General features: G+C 61.8%; 12 protein-coding genes. 9 read left to right on the top strand and 3 right to left on the bottom strand.

Features of this window, described 5'->3' with window-relative positions; translation table 11 throughout:
- The first annotated feature begins 33 nt into the window (after nucleotides 1–33).
- The 5 genes from ABGT73_RS12630 (at nucleotide 34) to ABGT73_RS12610 (ending at nucleotide 5,469) form a co-directional block, all read left to right on the top strand.
- Nucleotides 34–348, top strand: coding sequence for a co-chaperone YbbN (locus ABGT73_RS12630; RefSeq protein WP_087296243.1), 315 nt, complete (start codon nucleotides 34–36; stop codon nucleotides 346–348).
- Between the two features lie 370 nt (nucleotides 349–718).
- On the top strand, nucleotides 719–2,461 hold the full coding sequence (locus ABGT73_RS12625) for an ABC transporter ATP-binding protein (protein ID WP_346670020.1): 1,743 nt from the start codon (nucleotides 719–721) through the stop codon (nucleotides 2,459–2,461).
- Entirely contained in the window at nucleotides 2,458–4,212 is a 1,755-nt protein-coding gene (locus ABGT73_RS12620; RefSeq protein WP_346670019.1) for an ABC transporter ATP-binding protein, read from the top strand. Before ABGT73_RS12625 ends, ABGT73_RS12620 begins: the two co-directional genes overlap by 4 nt.
- Nucleotides 4,209–4,700, top strand: a complete 492-nt coding sequence (locus tag ABGT73_RS12615; RefSeq protein WP_346670018.1) for a hypothetical protein — start codon at nucleotides 4,209–4,211, stop codon at nucleotides 4,698–4,700. The genes ABGT73_RS12620 and ABGT73_RS12615 overlap by 4 nt, the downstream gene beginning before the upstream one ends.
- Nucleotides 4,701–4,704: 4 nt before the next feature.
- Nucleotides 4,705–5,469, top strand: a complete 765-nt coding sequence (locus tag ABGT73_RS12610) for a LytTR family DNA-binding domain-containing protein (protein WP_346670017.1) — start codon at nucleotides 4,705–4,707, stop codon at nucleotides 5,467–5,469.
- Between the two features lie 100 nt (nucleotides 5,470–5,569).
- On the opposite strand, the gene ABGT73_RS12605 is transcribed toward ABGT73_RS12610, so the two are convergent.
- Nucleotides 5,570–6,847, bottom strand: coding sequence for an L-serine ammonia-lyase, iron-sulfur-dependent, subunit alpha (locus tag ABGT73_RS12605; protein WP_346670016.1), 1,278 nt, complete (start codon nucleotides 6,845–6,847; stop codon nucleotides 5,570–5,572).
- 21 nt (nucleotides 6,848–6,868) lie between these two features.
- Nucleotides 6,869–9,751, bottom strand: a complete 2,883-nt coding sequence (locus ABGT73_RS12600; protein WP_346670015.1) for an insulinase family protein — start codon at nucleotides 9,749–9,751, stop codon at nucleotides 6,869–6,871.
- A gap of 319 nt (nucleotides 9,752–10,070) precedes the next feature.
- On the opposite strand from ABGT73_RS12600, the gene ABGT73_RS12595 reads away from it, so the two are divergent.
- Together ABGT73_RS12595 and ABGT73_RS12590 are read left to right on the top strand one after the other, a co-directional pair.
- Complete coding sequence (locus tag ABGT73_RS12595) at nucleotides 10,071–10,322, top strand: hypothetical protein (RefSeq protein ID WP_346670014.1); 252 nt, start codon at nucleotides 10,071–10,073, stop codon at nucleotides 10,320–10,322.
- Nucleotides 10,323–10,342: 20 nt separating this feature from the next.
- The gene (locus ABGT73_RS12590) at nucleotides 10,343–11,350 is read left to right on the top strand and encodes a family 78 glycoside hydrolase catalytic domain (protein ID WP_346670013.1); all 1,008 of its coding nucleotides are present in this window, start codon (nucleotides 10,343–10,345) and stop codon (nucleotides 11,348–11,350) included.
- Nucleotides 11,351–11,745: 395 nt separating this feature from the next.
- Here ABGT73_RS12590 and ABGT73_RS12585 read toward each other — a convergent pair whose 3' ends face one another.
- A complete protein-coding gene (locus ABGT73_RS12585) occupies nucleotides 11,746–12,123 on the bottom strand; it encodes a hypothetical protein (RefSeq protein WP_346670012.1) in 378 nt (125 codons plus the stop codon).
- A 669-nt stretch (nucleotides 12,124–12,792) separates the two neighbouring features.
- Between ABGT73_RS12585 and ABGT73_RS12580 the strand changes: the two genes are divergently transcribed.
- Both ABGT73_RS12580 and ABGT73_RS12575 read left to right on the top strand, forming a co-directional pair.
- Nucleotides 12,793–14,295: a TIGR02677 family protein gene (locus ABGT73_RS12580; RefSeq protein WP_346670011.1), complete on the top strand. Its 1,503-nt coding sequence runs from the start codon at nucleotides 12,793–12,795 to the stop codon at nucleotides 14,293–14,295.
- Complete coding sequence (locus tag ABGT73_RS12575; RefSeq protein WP_346670010.1) at nucleotides 14,288–15,409, top strand: TIGR02678 family protein; 1,122 nt, start codon at nucleotides 14,288–14,290, stop codon at nucleotides 15,407–15,409. The genes ABGT73_RS12580 and ABGT73_RS12575 overlap by 8 nt, the downstream gene beginning before the upstream one ends.
- Nucleotides 15,410–15,416 lie beyond the last annotated feature (7 nt).

Genomic DNA, 15,416 nt, shown 5'->3' with positions numbered 1-15,416 from the left:
CCATCCCCATGAAACACAACAGGAGGCACCCCTATGATTCAACAGGCCAACAGCGAAAACTTTGAAAGCCTTGTCCAAGACGGTTTTGTGATCGTCGATTTTTACGGCACCACCTGCGTGCCCTGCAAGCTCTTTGCCCGCATTCTCGAGGATCTGGACGCCGAGATCCCCTTTTTGAACATCGTCAAGCTCAACACCACCGAGAACCCCGGCCTGGCCGAACAGTACGGTATCCGGGCCGTGCCCACCGTCCAGTTTTACAAGGACGGCAAGCTGGTTCACAGCCATGTGGGTGTGATGCAGCCGCAGCAGGTCAAGGACGTGATCGCCCGGTACATGTATGACTGAGCCCTGGAGGGTGTTTGGAACCCCTCTGCGGTCGAAAGCGGCAGAATAGACCCGCAATCGGACAGAATCGACACCGCCGCTGTTTTTCCGTGTAAAAATGTGGTAAAATACAGCCAATAACCAAGCCGGTCGTCTGGGAAAGGATGTGTGCAGGATGAAAGCGGCAGCCTTCACACAGCCAAGCCCGGCGCCGCCGGCCCCTGCCGCCCGAACGCTTGACCGGGCGCAGGCAGGACAGTAAAGTCAATGGAGACCCAGCCAGTTTTGTGCGCGGCTGCGGCGCCCCCGGCCACCGGGCGCGCCGCGCCCGCAAAACCGGCGGGTCTCGCTTGCTTTCCGGGGCATTGCCGGAAAGGGAAGGGAGGAACAAATGGAACAGAATGCATTGTTCCGCAAGCGGTACGGCAGTTTCCGGCGCTTTTTTGCCATGCTGGGCAAGGCGCGGCTGCCTTATCTCTGGATCGTGGGGTATCTGGCGGTATCGGCCCTCATTGCCAATGTGAGCGTCAGCACGACCGAATACAGCGCCGCGCTGTTCGCCGGCCAGGTGGGCCTTTTCGCCGTCGTGCTGCCCTACCTGTTTTTTACGCTGCTATCGCTGGTGATCGGCTCCATTTCCAGCCTGACAAGCAACCTGTGCCTGGCGCGGATCGACCGGAACCTGCGGCGGATGGTGTGGAAAAAGGTCGTGCATCTGCCGCTGCAATTCTATGAGGCCAACAACCCCAAGGAGCTGCTCAGCCGCATCACCACCGATGTAACCAGCATCAGCACCCTGATCATGCAGGTGCTTTTGCCGGTGTTCACCACGGCGTACTCCAGCCTGCTGATGCTGGGGCGCGTTTCCAGCTATGACCAGCGGCTGATGTGGGCGCTGGTGATCGTGCTGCCCGTAAACATCCTGATCTCCTTTGTGCTGGGGCGGATGCGCTTTGGCGTGGCGGACCTGATCAACCGGCGCAACGCACAGCTGACCGCGGCCATCGCGGAGCGGGCCAACAATATGCTGCTGATCAAGTCGATGGGCACCGAGGAAAAAGAAGCGGTCGCCGGCGAAGCACGGATGAAAGCCTCCTACCAGGCCGAGGTGACCGACCTGTGGGTGCGCGGCTTGGCGCTGCCGATCAACGCCATCGCCAGCGCGCTGCAAAGCGTGGCGATCATCCTGGCGGGCCGCGCCTTTTACAGCACCGGCGCACTGGACCTGACCCAGTGGATCGCCTACTATGGGTTTGCAATCCAGCTCACAAACATCCTCAGCAACTACTGCAGTTCCTGGTCCAACTTCAAGGGGGCGCAGGGGTCTGTGGACCGCGTGTCCCAAATCATGGACGAGCGGGAGGAGCCGTTGGACGAGGGCTGTGCTGCGGAAGTGCTCCGGGGGAACATCTCGCTGCGGGACGTGTGCTTCTCCTACGGGAACACAGCGCTGTTTACCGGTCTCAACGCGGAGATCCCCGCCGGAAAAATTACCGCGATCGTGGGCCCTTCCGGCAGCGGCAAGACAACGCTGCTGAACCTGATCGACCGGCTGTACCCGCTGGCAAAGGGGACCATCGCCGTGGACGGGCGGGACATTGCCGGTATTTCCCTGCACAGTTTCCGCCAGGCCGTGGGCTATGTGACGCAGGAGAGCGTGATGTATTCCGGCACCATCCGGCAAAACCTGCTGTATGGTTTGGACCGCACGCCGGACGACCAGGAACTGGACCGGGTCTGTGAGGCCGTGGGCATTCTGGATTTTGTGCGGGAGCAGCCGGAAGGCTACGACACGCCGGTCGGGGAAGCCGGGGCCAGCCTGTCCGGCGGGCAGCGGCAGCGCTTCTCGGTAGCGCGGGCACTTTTGCAGAAGTCGGACATCCTGCTGCTGGACGAGGCGACCGCCGCCATGGACATAGCCGGCAAGGACTGCGTCTGGAAGAGCATCCGCACCCTGATGGCCGGCAAGACGGTGGTGTATGTGGCCCACGACGCCCAGACGCTGCAAAACGCCGACTGGATCCTGGTGCTGGAACGCGGGACGGTCACCGCGGCGGGCAATCGCCAGACAGTTATGCGGCAAAGCGCGTTCTGCCGTGAAATGATGGACCTGAGAGGAGGGGCCTCCGCATGAAAAACAAGCAGAAAGCCAAGTTCTCCTTTGGGGCGTACCTGTCCTTTTTCACCCGCTTCCCGATCCCGTGGTGGCTGTTTTTGCTCTCGCTGCTCCTGGGGTTTGCCAACACCGAGGTCATTCTGGCCGTTTCCAACTATCTGATCCGCATCAACAAGGGCGAATTGTACAACGGGGTCATCATCGGCTATGCGCTGATGAACGTATTCAACGCCCTGCTCAGCATGCTCATCAGCCTGACCGGCGGGTATGGCAGCGCCCTGGTCACGCTGCGGGCGCGCAAACTGCTCTGGCGCAAGATCCTCCACCTGCCCATGCGGGAGGTGGAGCGCCGCCAGCCCTCGGCCCTGATCTCCGGGCTGGTCAACGACATCACCCAGGCCAGCCTGGTGGTCCAGATGGCCTTCAACACCATTGTGTCCCTGTACAGCTTTTTCCGCTGCTGCTGGGAGATGTACCGCTTTGACGGCACGCTCTCGCTGTACATGCTGCTGTTGCTGCCCATCGCGGTGCTGGTGTTCGCGCTGGTGGGCCATCTGCAATACCAGATGATGCTCCGGCGGTACGACAGCCTGAATGTGATGACCACCTTTTTCTCCGAGCATATCTCGGCGGCCAAACACGTCAAGGCCCAGGCGATGGAGGACCTGGAGGTGGCCGAGGGACTGAAAGCCATTGATTCGCGGTATAAGGCCGACCTCTACTACGCCTTCATGGTGGCGGTCCAGACGCTGTCCAACTCCCTCTACAACACCATCGGCACAATCGTCATCGCGCTGTGCGGGTCGGATCTGATCCGCCAGGGCAAAATGCCCGAGACCGGCATCAACGATTTTTCCACCTACAAGGGCCGGGTGGACCAGTATACGGCGGAGGTGCTGACCCACTACCAGACTCTCAAGGGCACCCAGGGCGCTTTGCAGTATGTGGGCGTGCTGCTGGACGGCCCGGAGGAGGACCCCCAGGCAGGCAATCCGCTGCCGGACAAACAAACAGCGCAGGATATCCGGCTGGAGCGCGTCTCGTTCGGCTACATTCCCCAGCAGCCGGTGCTGCACGATTTGTCCTTCACGATCCCCCATGGCAAGGTGACGGCCATCATCGGCAACAACGGCTCGGGCAAATCCACCCTGCTCAAACTCCTCCAGGGCATCTATGCGCCGGACAGCGGCCGTATCTGGCTGGGCAGCACGCCGGTGGACGAGTCGAAGCCCTGCGAACTGCGGCGGCAGTTCGGGTATATCCTGCAAAATAACCCGCTCTTCTCCGGGTCGGTCCGCGACAACATCGCCTACGGCGAAACCGGCCCGGCCGACCAGCGCCGGGTCGAGCAGGCGGCCCGCCTGGCCGATGCCGACGGCTTTATCCGCCAGTTGCCAAACGGCTATGACACCGACGTGGGCGCGGCGGGCGCGCTGCTGTCCGGCGGGCAGCGGCAGCGCATCGCCATTGCGCGGGCCCTGTACATCCGCCCCACCTACCTGCTGATGGACGAAGCCGGGGCCAGCCTTGACCACCGCAGCGACGCGGCGATCTTCCGCACAGTGCGCGAGGAACTCAAGGGCCATACCATCCTTGTGGTGGCGCACGATATGCGCACAGTGATGGATGCCGACCTCATTGTTGTGCTGAACCACGGCGAACTGGAAGCCACTGGCACCCACGACGAATTGCTGGCGGCCAGCCCGACCTATCGGGACTATCTGAAAAAGCAGGGCTTTGCCCTGCCCGGGGAGGAGGCGGCGAAATGAAACGGTTTACGGTGATCTTCTCGATCCTGCTGGTGCTGTGTTTTGGCGGCACCCTCGCGTATGTGGCCGCCACGCCGGATTTCGTGCCGCCGGCCGCCGCCGTGCCTGCCGGGCAAAATGAGGACCCGGACGCCCCGGTCTGGGACGAAACGATGGACGACCTTCTTGCCTGCTTGGAAGAGAAAGGGCTGATCAGCGGGGAGCGCCTCACGCTGGCCAGCGACGGGCTGTGCTCGCTGGCCGTCTCGGAGAGCGGGGCCGAGTTCTACTGGTGGGACCTGGATGCGCTGGACAAGGACAGCGCCGAGTACGCCGCCTATGAAAGCCTGAAAACTGAGGGCAGCATCGACCTGTTCAACGGCGGCAACCTGATCTCCCCGGCCAGCAACGGGCCGTTTGCGCTGCTGACAACGGGCTACACCGGCGACGTGGACGCCCTGACCGATGCATTTATGGCCTTTGGGCAAAGTGAAACAGAAGCGGGGTGAAGAGATGAAAATGCGCACCCTGCTGGTGGACAGCGACGAGACGCTGCGCACCAATTTGTGGAACCTGCTCAAGCTCTACCAGAACTTTGCGCTGGAAGGCGAGGCCGACACCGCCGAGGCCGCCGTCTCCTTTGTGCAGCAGCACCCGGTGGATGTGATCTTTATCAACCACCAGCCCGCCGAACCCTGCCGCACCAGCACCGGGGACTGGGTGGCCTATCTGCTGGCCCAGACCCACCCCGATGTGCAGGTGGTGCTCTATGCCGACACGGCCGATTGGGCTTTCCAGGCGTTTCGCAGCCAGTGCGCCGGCTACCTGCTGCTGCCCTTTGACCCGCTGGCGTTGCAGGCGCAGGTCAACCGCCTGCGCTATGTGTTCGACTTGCAGCAGACCAAGCGGGAAGCCGCCAACCGCAGCCTGCTCATCAAAACGCGCATCGGCTATCAGCTCACGCCGGTCAGCGACATTTTGTTTGTCGAGCGCAGCAACCGCAAAAACCGCATTGTCACCCAGTCCGGCGCCGAGATTCACCCGCTGGGCTACACGATGAACCAGTTGGAACAAATGCTGGAGGGGTGCGGCTTTTACCGGTGTTACCAGTCCTTTATCGTCAACCTGTCCAAGGTTTCCTTCATCCGGGCGGACGGCAGCAGCAAAACCTACGCCATCCAGTTTGACGGCTATGACGGCGAGGTCCTGCTCAGCCGCGACAAATACCCCGAACTGCTCACCCTGCTGAAAGAAAAGTACGCCAACATTGACTTTTGAAAAACCGGCCTGCCGGGAGATCGAGAGATGTCCCCGGCAGGCCGGTTTTCTATAGATATTTTGACTTGGTGTTGGTGGCGGGGTTTTGGCGGCCAGCCCCTCAGCACATCCCGCTGGTCATCAGGCGGATGATGGTGCGGTCGGTCTCCCGCATGCCTTCGCTGGCCAGGGTGCCCACGTTGCGGATGGTGTTCTCGACGCCCTTGACCACAATGCCGTCGCCGCCGTAGAACTGGCTGTGGTGCTGCTGCATCTTCCAGCCCAGCAGGCCCGCCTCCACCGCCGAGGCAATCTTGGCCGCGCAACTGGCCTTGGCGCCGTCGCAGATCATGCCCGAGTCGATGGCTACCGCGTTGACGATGGTGTGGGCGATCTCCTTGTACCTCCCGCCGTGCAGGTAGCACACCCCGGCCCCGGCGCCGCACCCGGCGGCGGTGGCCCCGCAGTAGGCGGACAGGCTGCCGATGCCGGTTTTCAGGTGAATGGTCACCAGGTTTGAAACCACCAGCGCCCGGTAAAGTTCCTCCCGGGTCGAGCCCAGCGCCCGGGCGTAAATGATGACCGGCAGCGAGGCGGTCAGTCCCTGGTTGCCGCTGCCCGAGTTGATGACCACCGGCAGTTCGCAGCCGTTCATCCGGGCGTCCGACCCGGCGGCGGCCCAGGCCTTGGCCCGGTTGTGGGTGGAGTCGCCGTAGGATTCCAGCAAGATCCGCCCGATGTTGGCGCCCCACTGCCCCCGCAGGCCCTCTTTGGCAATGGCGGTGTTGCAATCGATCTGCCGCTGCAAGACCGGCTGCACGTCGGCGATCTTGACAGCGTCCGCAAACTCGACGATGCGCTCCACTGTCAACAGGCTGCGGTCGGTGGCGTGCTTGGGACCTTCCTCGGTGTAGGGGCGGTCGAGCAGCACGGCGCTGTCCTGTTCCAGCCGGATGACGTTTGTGTGGAAGCCGGCAATCTCGGCAAAGGCGGTGTGGCTGCCGCCCGAAACCCGCACCTGGATGTCAAAGATGTAATCTTTGTCCGACGGGTGGACGTGGACGATGCCCCGCTTTTCATAGGCTGCGATCGCTTCCACCTGCTCCGGCGTGATGCCGGCCAGCACCTGCAACTTGGCGTCGGCGTCGCCCGCCACAATGCCCGCGGCGGCGGCGACGGTCAGCCCGCGCTGGCCGCCGGTGTTGGGCACGACAACGCTCTTGACGTTCTTGATGATGTTGGCGCTGGCGTACACCTGCACATCCTCCGGCAGGCAGCCCAGCGTCTTGCGGGCCAACGCGGCGCAGTAGGCCACGGCAATGGGCTCGGTGCAGCCCATCGCGGGCTGCAATTCCTCGGCCAGGATGGCGCAGTATTCGCTGTAGATTTTGTCCTCCATGGTATCCTCCTCAGTGGCCTTTCAAACACTCTCGATGCTGTCCAGCCCGCAGGCTTCCAACTGGGGCCGGCCGCCCACTACGCAGACGCCGCCTTGCAGCGCCGTTTCGAGCGCGTCGGCCAGGGCCAGCAGCGTGTCCGGCGTGGCGGACAGCAGCGCTTTGCGGCGGCGGCACCGCTCGGCGTAGTCCACGCCCTGCCAGTACCAGGTGTCGGCGGTGGTGCCCTGGGCCTGGGGCGAGAGCAGCGGCTCGCTGTCTGACACCGCGCCGATGATGAGGCCCGTCAAATCGCGGCTCTCCCGGCAGAACTGGCGCAGAAAGTCGGCGCAGCGGCTGTACGTTTCCAGGCTCTGCACGCCCCGCGGGTCGCGGTAGGACCAGCATGCCGCCAGGCCGGTGTCTCGCACCGCCAGCCCGGTACCGTAGGCTCCGCCCTGCACCCGGACCGCGTTCCACAGGTATTCAAGCCCCAGCAGCTTGGACGCCAGCTGCCAGGCGCCGGTGTAGGGCTGCCCGCCTGCCAGAACGTTGCCGCCGCAGCAGGCAAAGGCGATGTCGGCCGGGATGGCAATGCCCTCCCGCCGCACGCCCCAGGGGGCCAGCGCGGTGGCTTCGGGGGCAGCGGCGCCCTCGGGCAGGGCCGCGGCCAGACGGGCGGCGGCCTGCCCGGCCAGGTCATGGTCGGTGGTCACGGCCAGCGTCAGCCGGGCCTTGCAGGCGATGGCGTCCAGCAGGCTTTGCAAGGCCGGGCGCAGGGCGGCCCAGTCCCAATGATCCTCCCGGGCTTTGACCCACTGGTACCCGGCAAACCCGGTCAGATATTCCTGGGCCGCGCCGGCAGCCGAGAACTGCGCCGCCAGCCGGCCGTTGCCCACATTGTGCCCGGCCATGATGCAGTTCTGCATCCGCTGCGTCCGCAACTGGCGCAGAATGTCCCGGGCGGCGGGCTCGGCGCTCAGGTCGGTGGTGGTCAGCACCTCGGCGGCCAGGTCCAGCGCCGCGTCCAGCTTGGGTTCCAGCGCGCTCAGGCTCAGGCAGAGTTTGACATGGCAGCGGCCGGTCTCGCCGGGGATCGCATAGGCGGTGGCGTAAAATCGCAGTTCGCCGCAGGTCAGCCGGATGCGGTCGTTGAGCTGTTCTGCCGTGTAATGCCGGGTGGGCAGGTGGCCCAGCAACTGGCACAGATAGCCGAGCTCGCTCATCTGCTCGGGGCGCAGGCCGTCGGCGTCAAAATAGAAAGTCAGGTAGACAATGCCCCGCGTCTTGACCCGGTGCAGCAGTACCGGAATCCCCGCCAGTGTGGCCGTTTCCAGCGGCAGGTCGGTGGGGGCGGCGGGCAGATCGGCCAGCGTCAGGCTGGGCAGCGTAGCCAGCGCTTCGGGGCTGTCCGGCGTTTTCTGCCAGGCGTCCAGTTCCTGCTGCTCTTGTTGCAGCGCGGTGCGGTCAGCCTCGGTCCAGGCGGCGGCCTCCCGGGCCAGCCGATCGGCCTCGGCCTGGCGGCGGGCCTCGCCGGCGGTGTGGCTCGGGGTCAGCACCACCTTGGCCCTGTGCGGGTTTTCAAGGAAGATGCGCCGCAGCAGGTCCTCAAAGTAGCCCTCGCGCATCTTGGCGCGCAGGCTGTCGAACAGCGCGCCCACCTGCAGGTTGTCTTCCGGCCGGCCGCCGTACAGCCAGCTTTCCAGCGTCTGCATACACAGGCCCACGCCGGGCGTGTAGGCGCCGAAATCCCGCTCCCGCATCTCAAACTCCCGCCGGGCCAGGGCGGCTTCCAGCTTGGTGCAGTCAATGCCCTGTTCAGCCAGGCGGCGCAGCTCGTCAAACACTGCCTGCTCGGCGGCGGCCGCGTTTTCGGCGTTGAGGTCGGTGATCTCCATCTGCAGCCAGGGCTGGGCCACACTGTCGTACACCCGCAGCATCAGGTCCCGGGCCAACTGGCGGGAGAGCACCGCCCGGCACAGCGGGGATTCGTTGTCCCCGGCCAGCACCTGGGCCAGCACCCCGGTGGCCACCAGCGTCTCGCGGTCGGCGTAGCTGCCCAGCACAAAGCCGTAGGCCAGGCGGGTGCGGCCGGGCTCCTCGGCCTCGCTGGCCACCTCGTACTCGATGCGCTGCACGCCGCCGTCCACCGGGGCTTGCAGCGGCGGGAACACCGTGCGCTCGCTGCGCGCAAAACTGCGCAGATATTCCTCATCCAGCACCCGCAGCACGGTGTCCAGGTCCACGGCGCCGTCCAGAAAGATCAGCGCATTGGAGGGCGCGTAGAACTTGCGGTGGGCGGCCAAAAACTGTTCATAAGTCAGGTCTGGAATGCAGGCCGGGTCGCCGCCCGACACAAACCGGTAGGGCGTGTTGGGGAAGAGCGCACGGTTGAGGGCGTTCGTCTCCAGTTCGTCGGCATCGGCGAACGCGCCCTTCATCTCGTTAAACACGACGCCCTTGTAGTGGGGCTTGCCGTCGGCGTCAAACTCGTACCGCCAGCCCTCCTGCCGGAAGATGGCGGGGTTGTGGTAGATGGCCGGGTGGAACACCGCGTCAAGATACACCCGCATCAGGGTCAGAAAGTCCTTGGGGTTGCGGCTGGAAATGGGGTACAGCGTTTTATCCGGGAAGGTCAGCGCGTTCAAAAAGGTGTTCATCGAGTGTTTGAGCAGTTCGACGAAGGGCTCCTTGACCGGGTAGCGGTCCGACCCGCAGAGCACCGAGTGCTCGAGGATATGAAAGACGCCGGTGTCGCCTTTTGGCAGGGTGGGGAAGGCGATGCCAAAGGTTTTATTCTCCTCGTCCCGCTCCAGCCAGACCAGCCGCGCGCCAGTCTGCGTGTGTTCCATCTCGTGTAGGGTGGCGTCGAGCTCGGGCAGCGGGGCCTGCCGGATTTCGGTAAAACCGTGAAGGAGTGTGTTCATGGGTGGTTCCCTCGCTTTCTGCAATGAAAATAGCGGCCGTCCCGGGGGCGGCAGGCGCGAATTGTCCGTTTCTTATACTTACTGTAAAAGGTAGCACCGGTTTTGTCAATTTGGTTTGTCGATTCTGTCCGGTTTGCGTTCTATTTGGTATGGATTTACAGCGCCAACGCTGTGAGCGCTCCTCTGCCACATTTCGTTGGCCATGCCGGCAAGAATTTCCTGAAAATATCATAAGCATCGCTTATTTGATAGACGCCCCGTCGCAAAACCGATACAATGGACACAAAAAGGCACAGGTTGCGAACAGGAGGCCATTGCGATGCTGAAATTGACCGAATTGCAAGTTTCGTCCCGGAACCACCCCATCGGGCTGGATGAGCAGCCCGTTTTTTCCTGGAAAATGGTGAGCGACATCCCCGACACAATCCAAACCGCCTGCCGCGTGCGGGTGGGAAGCTGGGACACCGGCCGCGTGGAGAGCGGCGATTCCCTGTTTGTGCCCTATGCCGGGCCGGCGCTGCAGCCGCGCACCGGCCGCCGCTGCTGCCCGGACTGGACAAGCAAAACCTGATCGCACAGGAGGACGAGCCGGTGCGCTGCGTGCAGATGTTGCCGGTGGTGAAGGATTTTCTGGCCCCCAACGGGGAATGGGTGCTGGATTTCGGCCAGAACATCACCGGCGTGGTGCATGCCAAACTCGATCTGCCAGCGGGGGCGCAGGTGCGCCTGCGCCATGCTGAATCGCTGGATGAAAACGGCAACTTTTACACGGGAAACCTGAGCTTTGCCAAGTCGGAGGATACATTCCGCTCAGCTGGGCAGCCAGCTGAGTACCTGCCGCGGTTCACCTGCCACGGGTTTCGGTATCTCTGCGTGGAGGGCCTGCCCGGCCAGGCAGGCGGTGAGGCTGCCGCGGCACTGCTGACCGGCACAGCCAACCCCGGCGGCAAGCTGACCGGGACCTGGCCTTTGAGTTATGACCAAGTGCCCAGCCGGGATACCTTCGGCCAGAAGGTCACCCGCTATAAAGAAGGTCTGTATGTCGGTTACCGCTACTACGACACGGCCGGGTTGCCGGTACGGTACCCCTTTGGCTATGGACTGAGCTATACGCGGTTCGCGTACAGCGACCTGACGGTGGAGAACCGCACGGTGCGGGTCGCCGTCACGAACATTGGCGATTGCCCGGGCGCCGAGGTGGCGCAGCTTTACATTGCGCCGCCCCGCACCGGGCCCTACCGCCCGGCCAAAGAGCTGAAAGGCTTTGCCAGGGTTTATCTGACCCCCGGCGAGAGCCGCACCGTTGACTTCCCGCTGCAAGACGATCCGCCGCTGGAACCGGGCCGCTTCTCAATGGAGGACTCTATCATGGAAATGAAGGACTTCTCCCCACTGATGATGCAAGCCTTCCGTGCCACCATTGCGCAGGGATTTGGCGGGAAAGCGGACTACAGCAACCCGGATTTCCGCATGATGATTATGTCCGGCGCCGACGCGCCGCTTCGTGCAGCGGTGCTCTCCAGCGGCGGCAGCTTCCCGGCCGCTGCGGCACAGGGACTGCTGGCCGCCGCCAACGGCCAGACGGATGGGCCGGCGTGATCGGACAACCTTCCCCTTCGGCCAGGGCACGGCAGGGACAGTTGCTAGGGCTGTGAAAACTGCACAAACCTGTCCGCGGAAAATTTTGTACAGCGCTGTATGGCAGCAGCTCTGCCAGCACACCTGTCCGGAACAACGAACTGAGCAGAAAATAGACAACAAGCAAAAGCGGGAGCCGCCTGTGAAGTGCGGCTCCCGCTTTTGCCCGTGACGCGGCCATACTCCACACGGCCCGTGCCGAAATATTCTTTTGCAGCCTGTGTGTGATGGTTGGGGTTGCTTTCAGACTGACTCTGGCAAAGAAAAGCCTATGCAAACCGGCCAAACACGAGCGCCTCAATCAGAGCGGGAACGTGCCGTTGCAAGTGCAATGCTGTGTGTTTCTCAGCCCGGGCTTACCTTTTGTGTTGGACGGGAAAGCCCCCGCGCAGGGCGCTGGCCAGGGCGGCGCGGACCCCCGCCGCTTTCAGGGTGCGCTCCAGGGTGAAACTGCCGTCCGCATCGATAAAATGAAGGTGAATCCCTCCTTGTTGTTTTTCTGCGTCCGGCAGGGCCGGACAAGCTGCCGCGAGTCTTTCTTTGGTATCATCATAGCGAAATTTCCGGAAGCGAAAAACAACAAAGCGGGCAATAATATCAGATTCATGACATTGTGCAAAAAAACCTGTTTTTGGGAGTTTTCCAAGAAAAAACTCAACAAAAAGTACAAGAAAGTGCGAGGAAACGGCGCAGGAAAGAAAATGTTCCTTTTGTGCAGCCGCTGACTTGACCACCCTCTGACCACTCCTTCTTCCCAGCTGGTTTTGCTTATCGCTTTTTACGTCCCAACATTCTTTCACAACCACCACAACCAGCGCCGGAAATTGTGCACACTACACAATTTTCGGCGCTGGTTCATTGTATTTCCCCGCCCGTCACAGTTCTCCGACCAGACTACTACGTCCAACTGGACTATAGACAGCTGATTCTAAGACAGCCAAGCTCTGCCAGAATCAAAAGTAAGCGTTTTAACGCAGCTTTTTACAATGATTGCAAATGCTTATACAATCTTTTCGATAAGAGGCTTTTGTGCTTTCTAGTTCTTTTGCGGAGTTTTGTGACGTGAAAACGGAAAGTTCCAGATTCTACAAAATGTAAAAAAGTATAGGGGACGAAATAGACGATTATCCATATAAGCCACCGGAGCCCTTACATCGTTCGTCCCTGAACGGGGAGAAATCCATGAGGAAAGCCTCCCCAATGCTTTCCATCCCCTGCAGATGGAAACCGCCTCCCATATTGCACAATTCATCCGAGATTGTTTTAGGAATATCGACAAAATTCATGAGAGATTTTATCGAAATCCTTTTTATCGGATGGGACGTCTGGTAAACTGGTTATAACTACCAGGTTATAACTACCAGAAGAAGCGCCCTTGCTGCCATCGAAAGGGGAGTGGACCGATGCAATTTCATGCCATAACCTTGAACAGCGTGCCCGAAGCCAGCTATCTCACGGCGGAGAACGCCTGGCGCTACCGGGCCATCATGCGCACCTTCTACCTGGAATCTCAAAAGGCCCATATCCGGCTGAACAAGACGGAACTGCTGGCTCTGCTGCGGGCGGATGCTCATTTTGGGGAGTACACGGCGGAACAACTGGAGCAGGACCTGAACGCGCTGTGCGGCTGGCGGAATCTGGTGCCCATCCAGGACCCCCACCGTCCCACCAGCATTGCCGAATACAAAAACAAGCAGTTCAGCTATTCCATGTCCCAGACGGCCACCGAGATCGAGCGGATGACCATTTCCCTGGAAAATCTCGATCTGCGCACGGCGATCCTCTCCTCCCAGCTGTTCGAGCGGATTCTGGACACGCTGGAGCGGATGACGGAGCGGACCGGGGCGGATGTCCGCACGCTGAACCAGCTGTGGGATCAGCTGCAAAGGGATTTCCGCCAGCTGACCAACCGGTATCAGGACTATCTGCGGGATTTCTATTCCTCCCATGCCAGGCACATTTTGCAGACCACCGAGTTTTTGCCCTACAAGGACAAGGTGGTGCGGTATCTGCAGGAATTTGTGCTGGAACTGCAGCGCTACGCCGAAAAAATTCGCCGGATGCTGCTGAGCTTGCCGCCGGAGCAGGTGGAAATGATGCTGCAGCAGGTGTACGCGACCCAGCTGCAGGAAGGGGAGGGTCGCTTGATTCAGCGGTCCGAGGACTATCCCCGGCAGCTGCGGGAGGAGATTTACGGTTTCTGGCAGGGATTTTACCGCTGGTTTGTGCCCGGCGAGAGTGGACAGAGCGACAGTGAGCATGTGCTGGAACTGGCCAACGACATCATCCAGCGGATCCTGATGAACGCCGAACTCATCCTGCAGGCGCACAGCGGCGGTGCCAACCGGAAGGTGGAATACAAAAAATTCCTGGAGCTGTTTGCCGCCTGTCCCACCCTGGCCGATGCCCGGCGGCTTTCCGGCATGGTGTTCGGCGCCCAGCGGGCGGTGCATCTCACCGGTATCGAGCCGGAAGATCTCTACGAGACGGGCAGCTGCTATGACGGACAACCCTTTCTCTACCAGCTGCGCAACCGCCGGCGGCCCGGCCGTCCCCCACGGGAGAAAAGTTTCTTTGAGGACAAAAGCCTGGAGAAGGCTGCCCAGAAACAGGCCTACCTGCAACGCAAGGCGGCCCTGCAGGCCCGGCTGGAGCGGCTGATCCGAAAAGGGCGGCTGGATTTTTCGGCGCTGGAGGAAGTGGTCACGCCGGAAATCCGGATGAGCCTTTTGAATTGGGTGGTGAAAGCCAACGCCAACGTCAGCAAATCTGCCCGCACCGAATTTGGCCAGGCCTATCGCCTGACCTGCTTGCCGGGGCAGACCTGTGTGCTGCACTGTACCGACGGGGAGCTGACCATGCCCGCCTACTGTCTGGAATTTGAGGAGGCGCCCGCCCATGGATGAATTTCGTGCGCTGCTGGACCGGTTCTGGATCCGTCGGGAGGAGGACCGGGAACTCTTTTATCAGGTGCGCCGCAAACTGCCTACCCTGCGCCGGGCGCTGCGGGAGCAATTCGGCTGGGAAGTGATCTGCACCGAGCAGGTGATCCGCCTGGTGAAGGAACCGGCCCGGGCGCAGGAAGCCTTCGGGATCCCGGAATTCACCGAGGTGCAGGACTACTGTCTTTTGTGCGGGGTTCTGCTTTTGCTGGAGGACAAGGACGACGGCCAGCGCTTTTTGCTCTCGGAACTGACCCAGGCCGTGCTGGCCTACACAAAAGCCTATCTACCGGACCTGTCCTGGGAGCGGTATTCCTGCCGTACCTCGCTGGTGCGGGTGCTGCAGTATGCCGAGTGTCTGGGGCTGTTGCGCAGTTTCGAGGGGGAAAGCGACGGCTTCGCCTCGCACCAGGACCAGGAGGTGCTCTATGAAAATACCGGGTTGTGCCGGTATTTCAGTGTGCATTTTCACCGGGATATCACCGGGTATACCTCGGTGCGGGATTTTGAAAATCCGCCCGAGGACGGTCCCGATCAGGAGCGGGGCACCTTCCGCACCTGGCGCGTCTACCGGCAGCTGGCGCTGGCCCCGGCGGTCTATTGGGAGGACCCCGCCGATTCCCTCTATGCCTATATCAAGAATCAGCGGGGCATCCTGCAACGGAATCTGGACGAAACCATCGGCGGCAAACTGCAGATCTATCACAACGGCGCCTTCTTCCTGCCGGAGGAAGGTGAGCCCTGCGGCAACGGCTTTCCCCGGGACCAGATGCGCAGCGATATCCTGTTGCTGCTCTCCGAGCGGCTCAGCGAAAAAATCAACTGTGGGGCTTTCCCCCGGGACCCGGATGACCGGGTGCATCTGACGCGAAAAGCTTTTTCTCAGGAGCTGGAAGCCCTGCGGCAAGAATACAAGAACCAGTGGGGCAAAACCGTGGCCGAAAAGGACCTTGCGGCGCTGACCCAGGAAATTCTGGAGGAACTGTGCTACTGGGACTTTGCCGCCGTGGAGGGAGAAGTTGTGACCCTGCAGCCGGGGTTTGCCCTGTGGCAGGGAATCTATCCCCAAAAGCGATAAGGAGAGA

The organism is uncultured Subdoligranulum sp., assembly GCF_963931595.1.
In the GTDB taxonomy this organism is placed as follows: domain Bacteria; phylum Bacillota; class Clostridia; order Oscillospirales; family Ruminococcaceae; genus Gemmiger.
The sequence above is the reverse complement of the archived record's forward strand: the minus strand, read 5'-3'. Positions and strand labels throughout refer to the sequence as shown.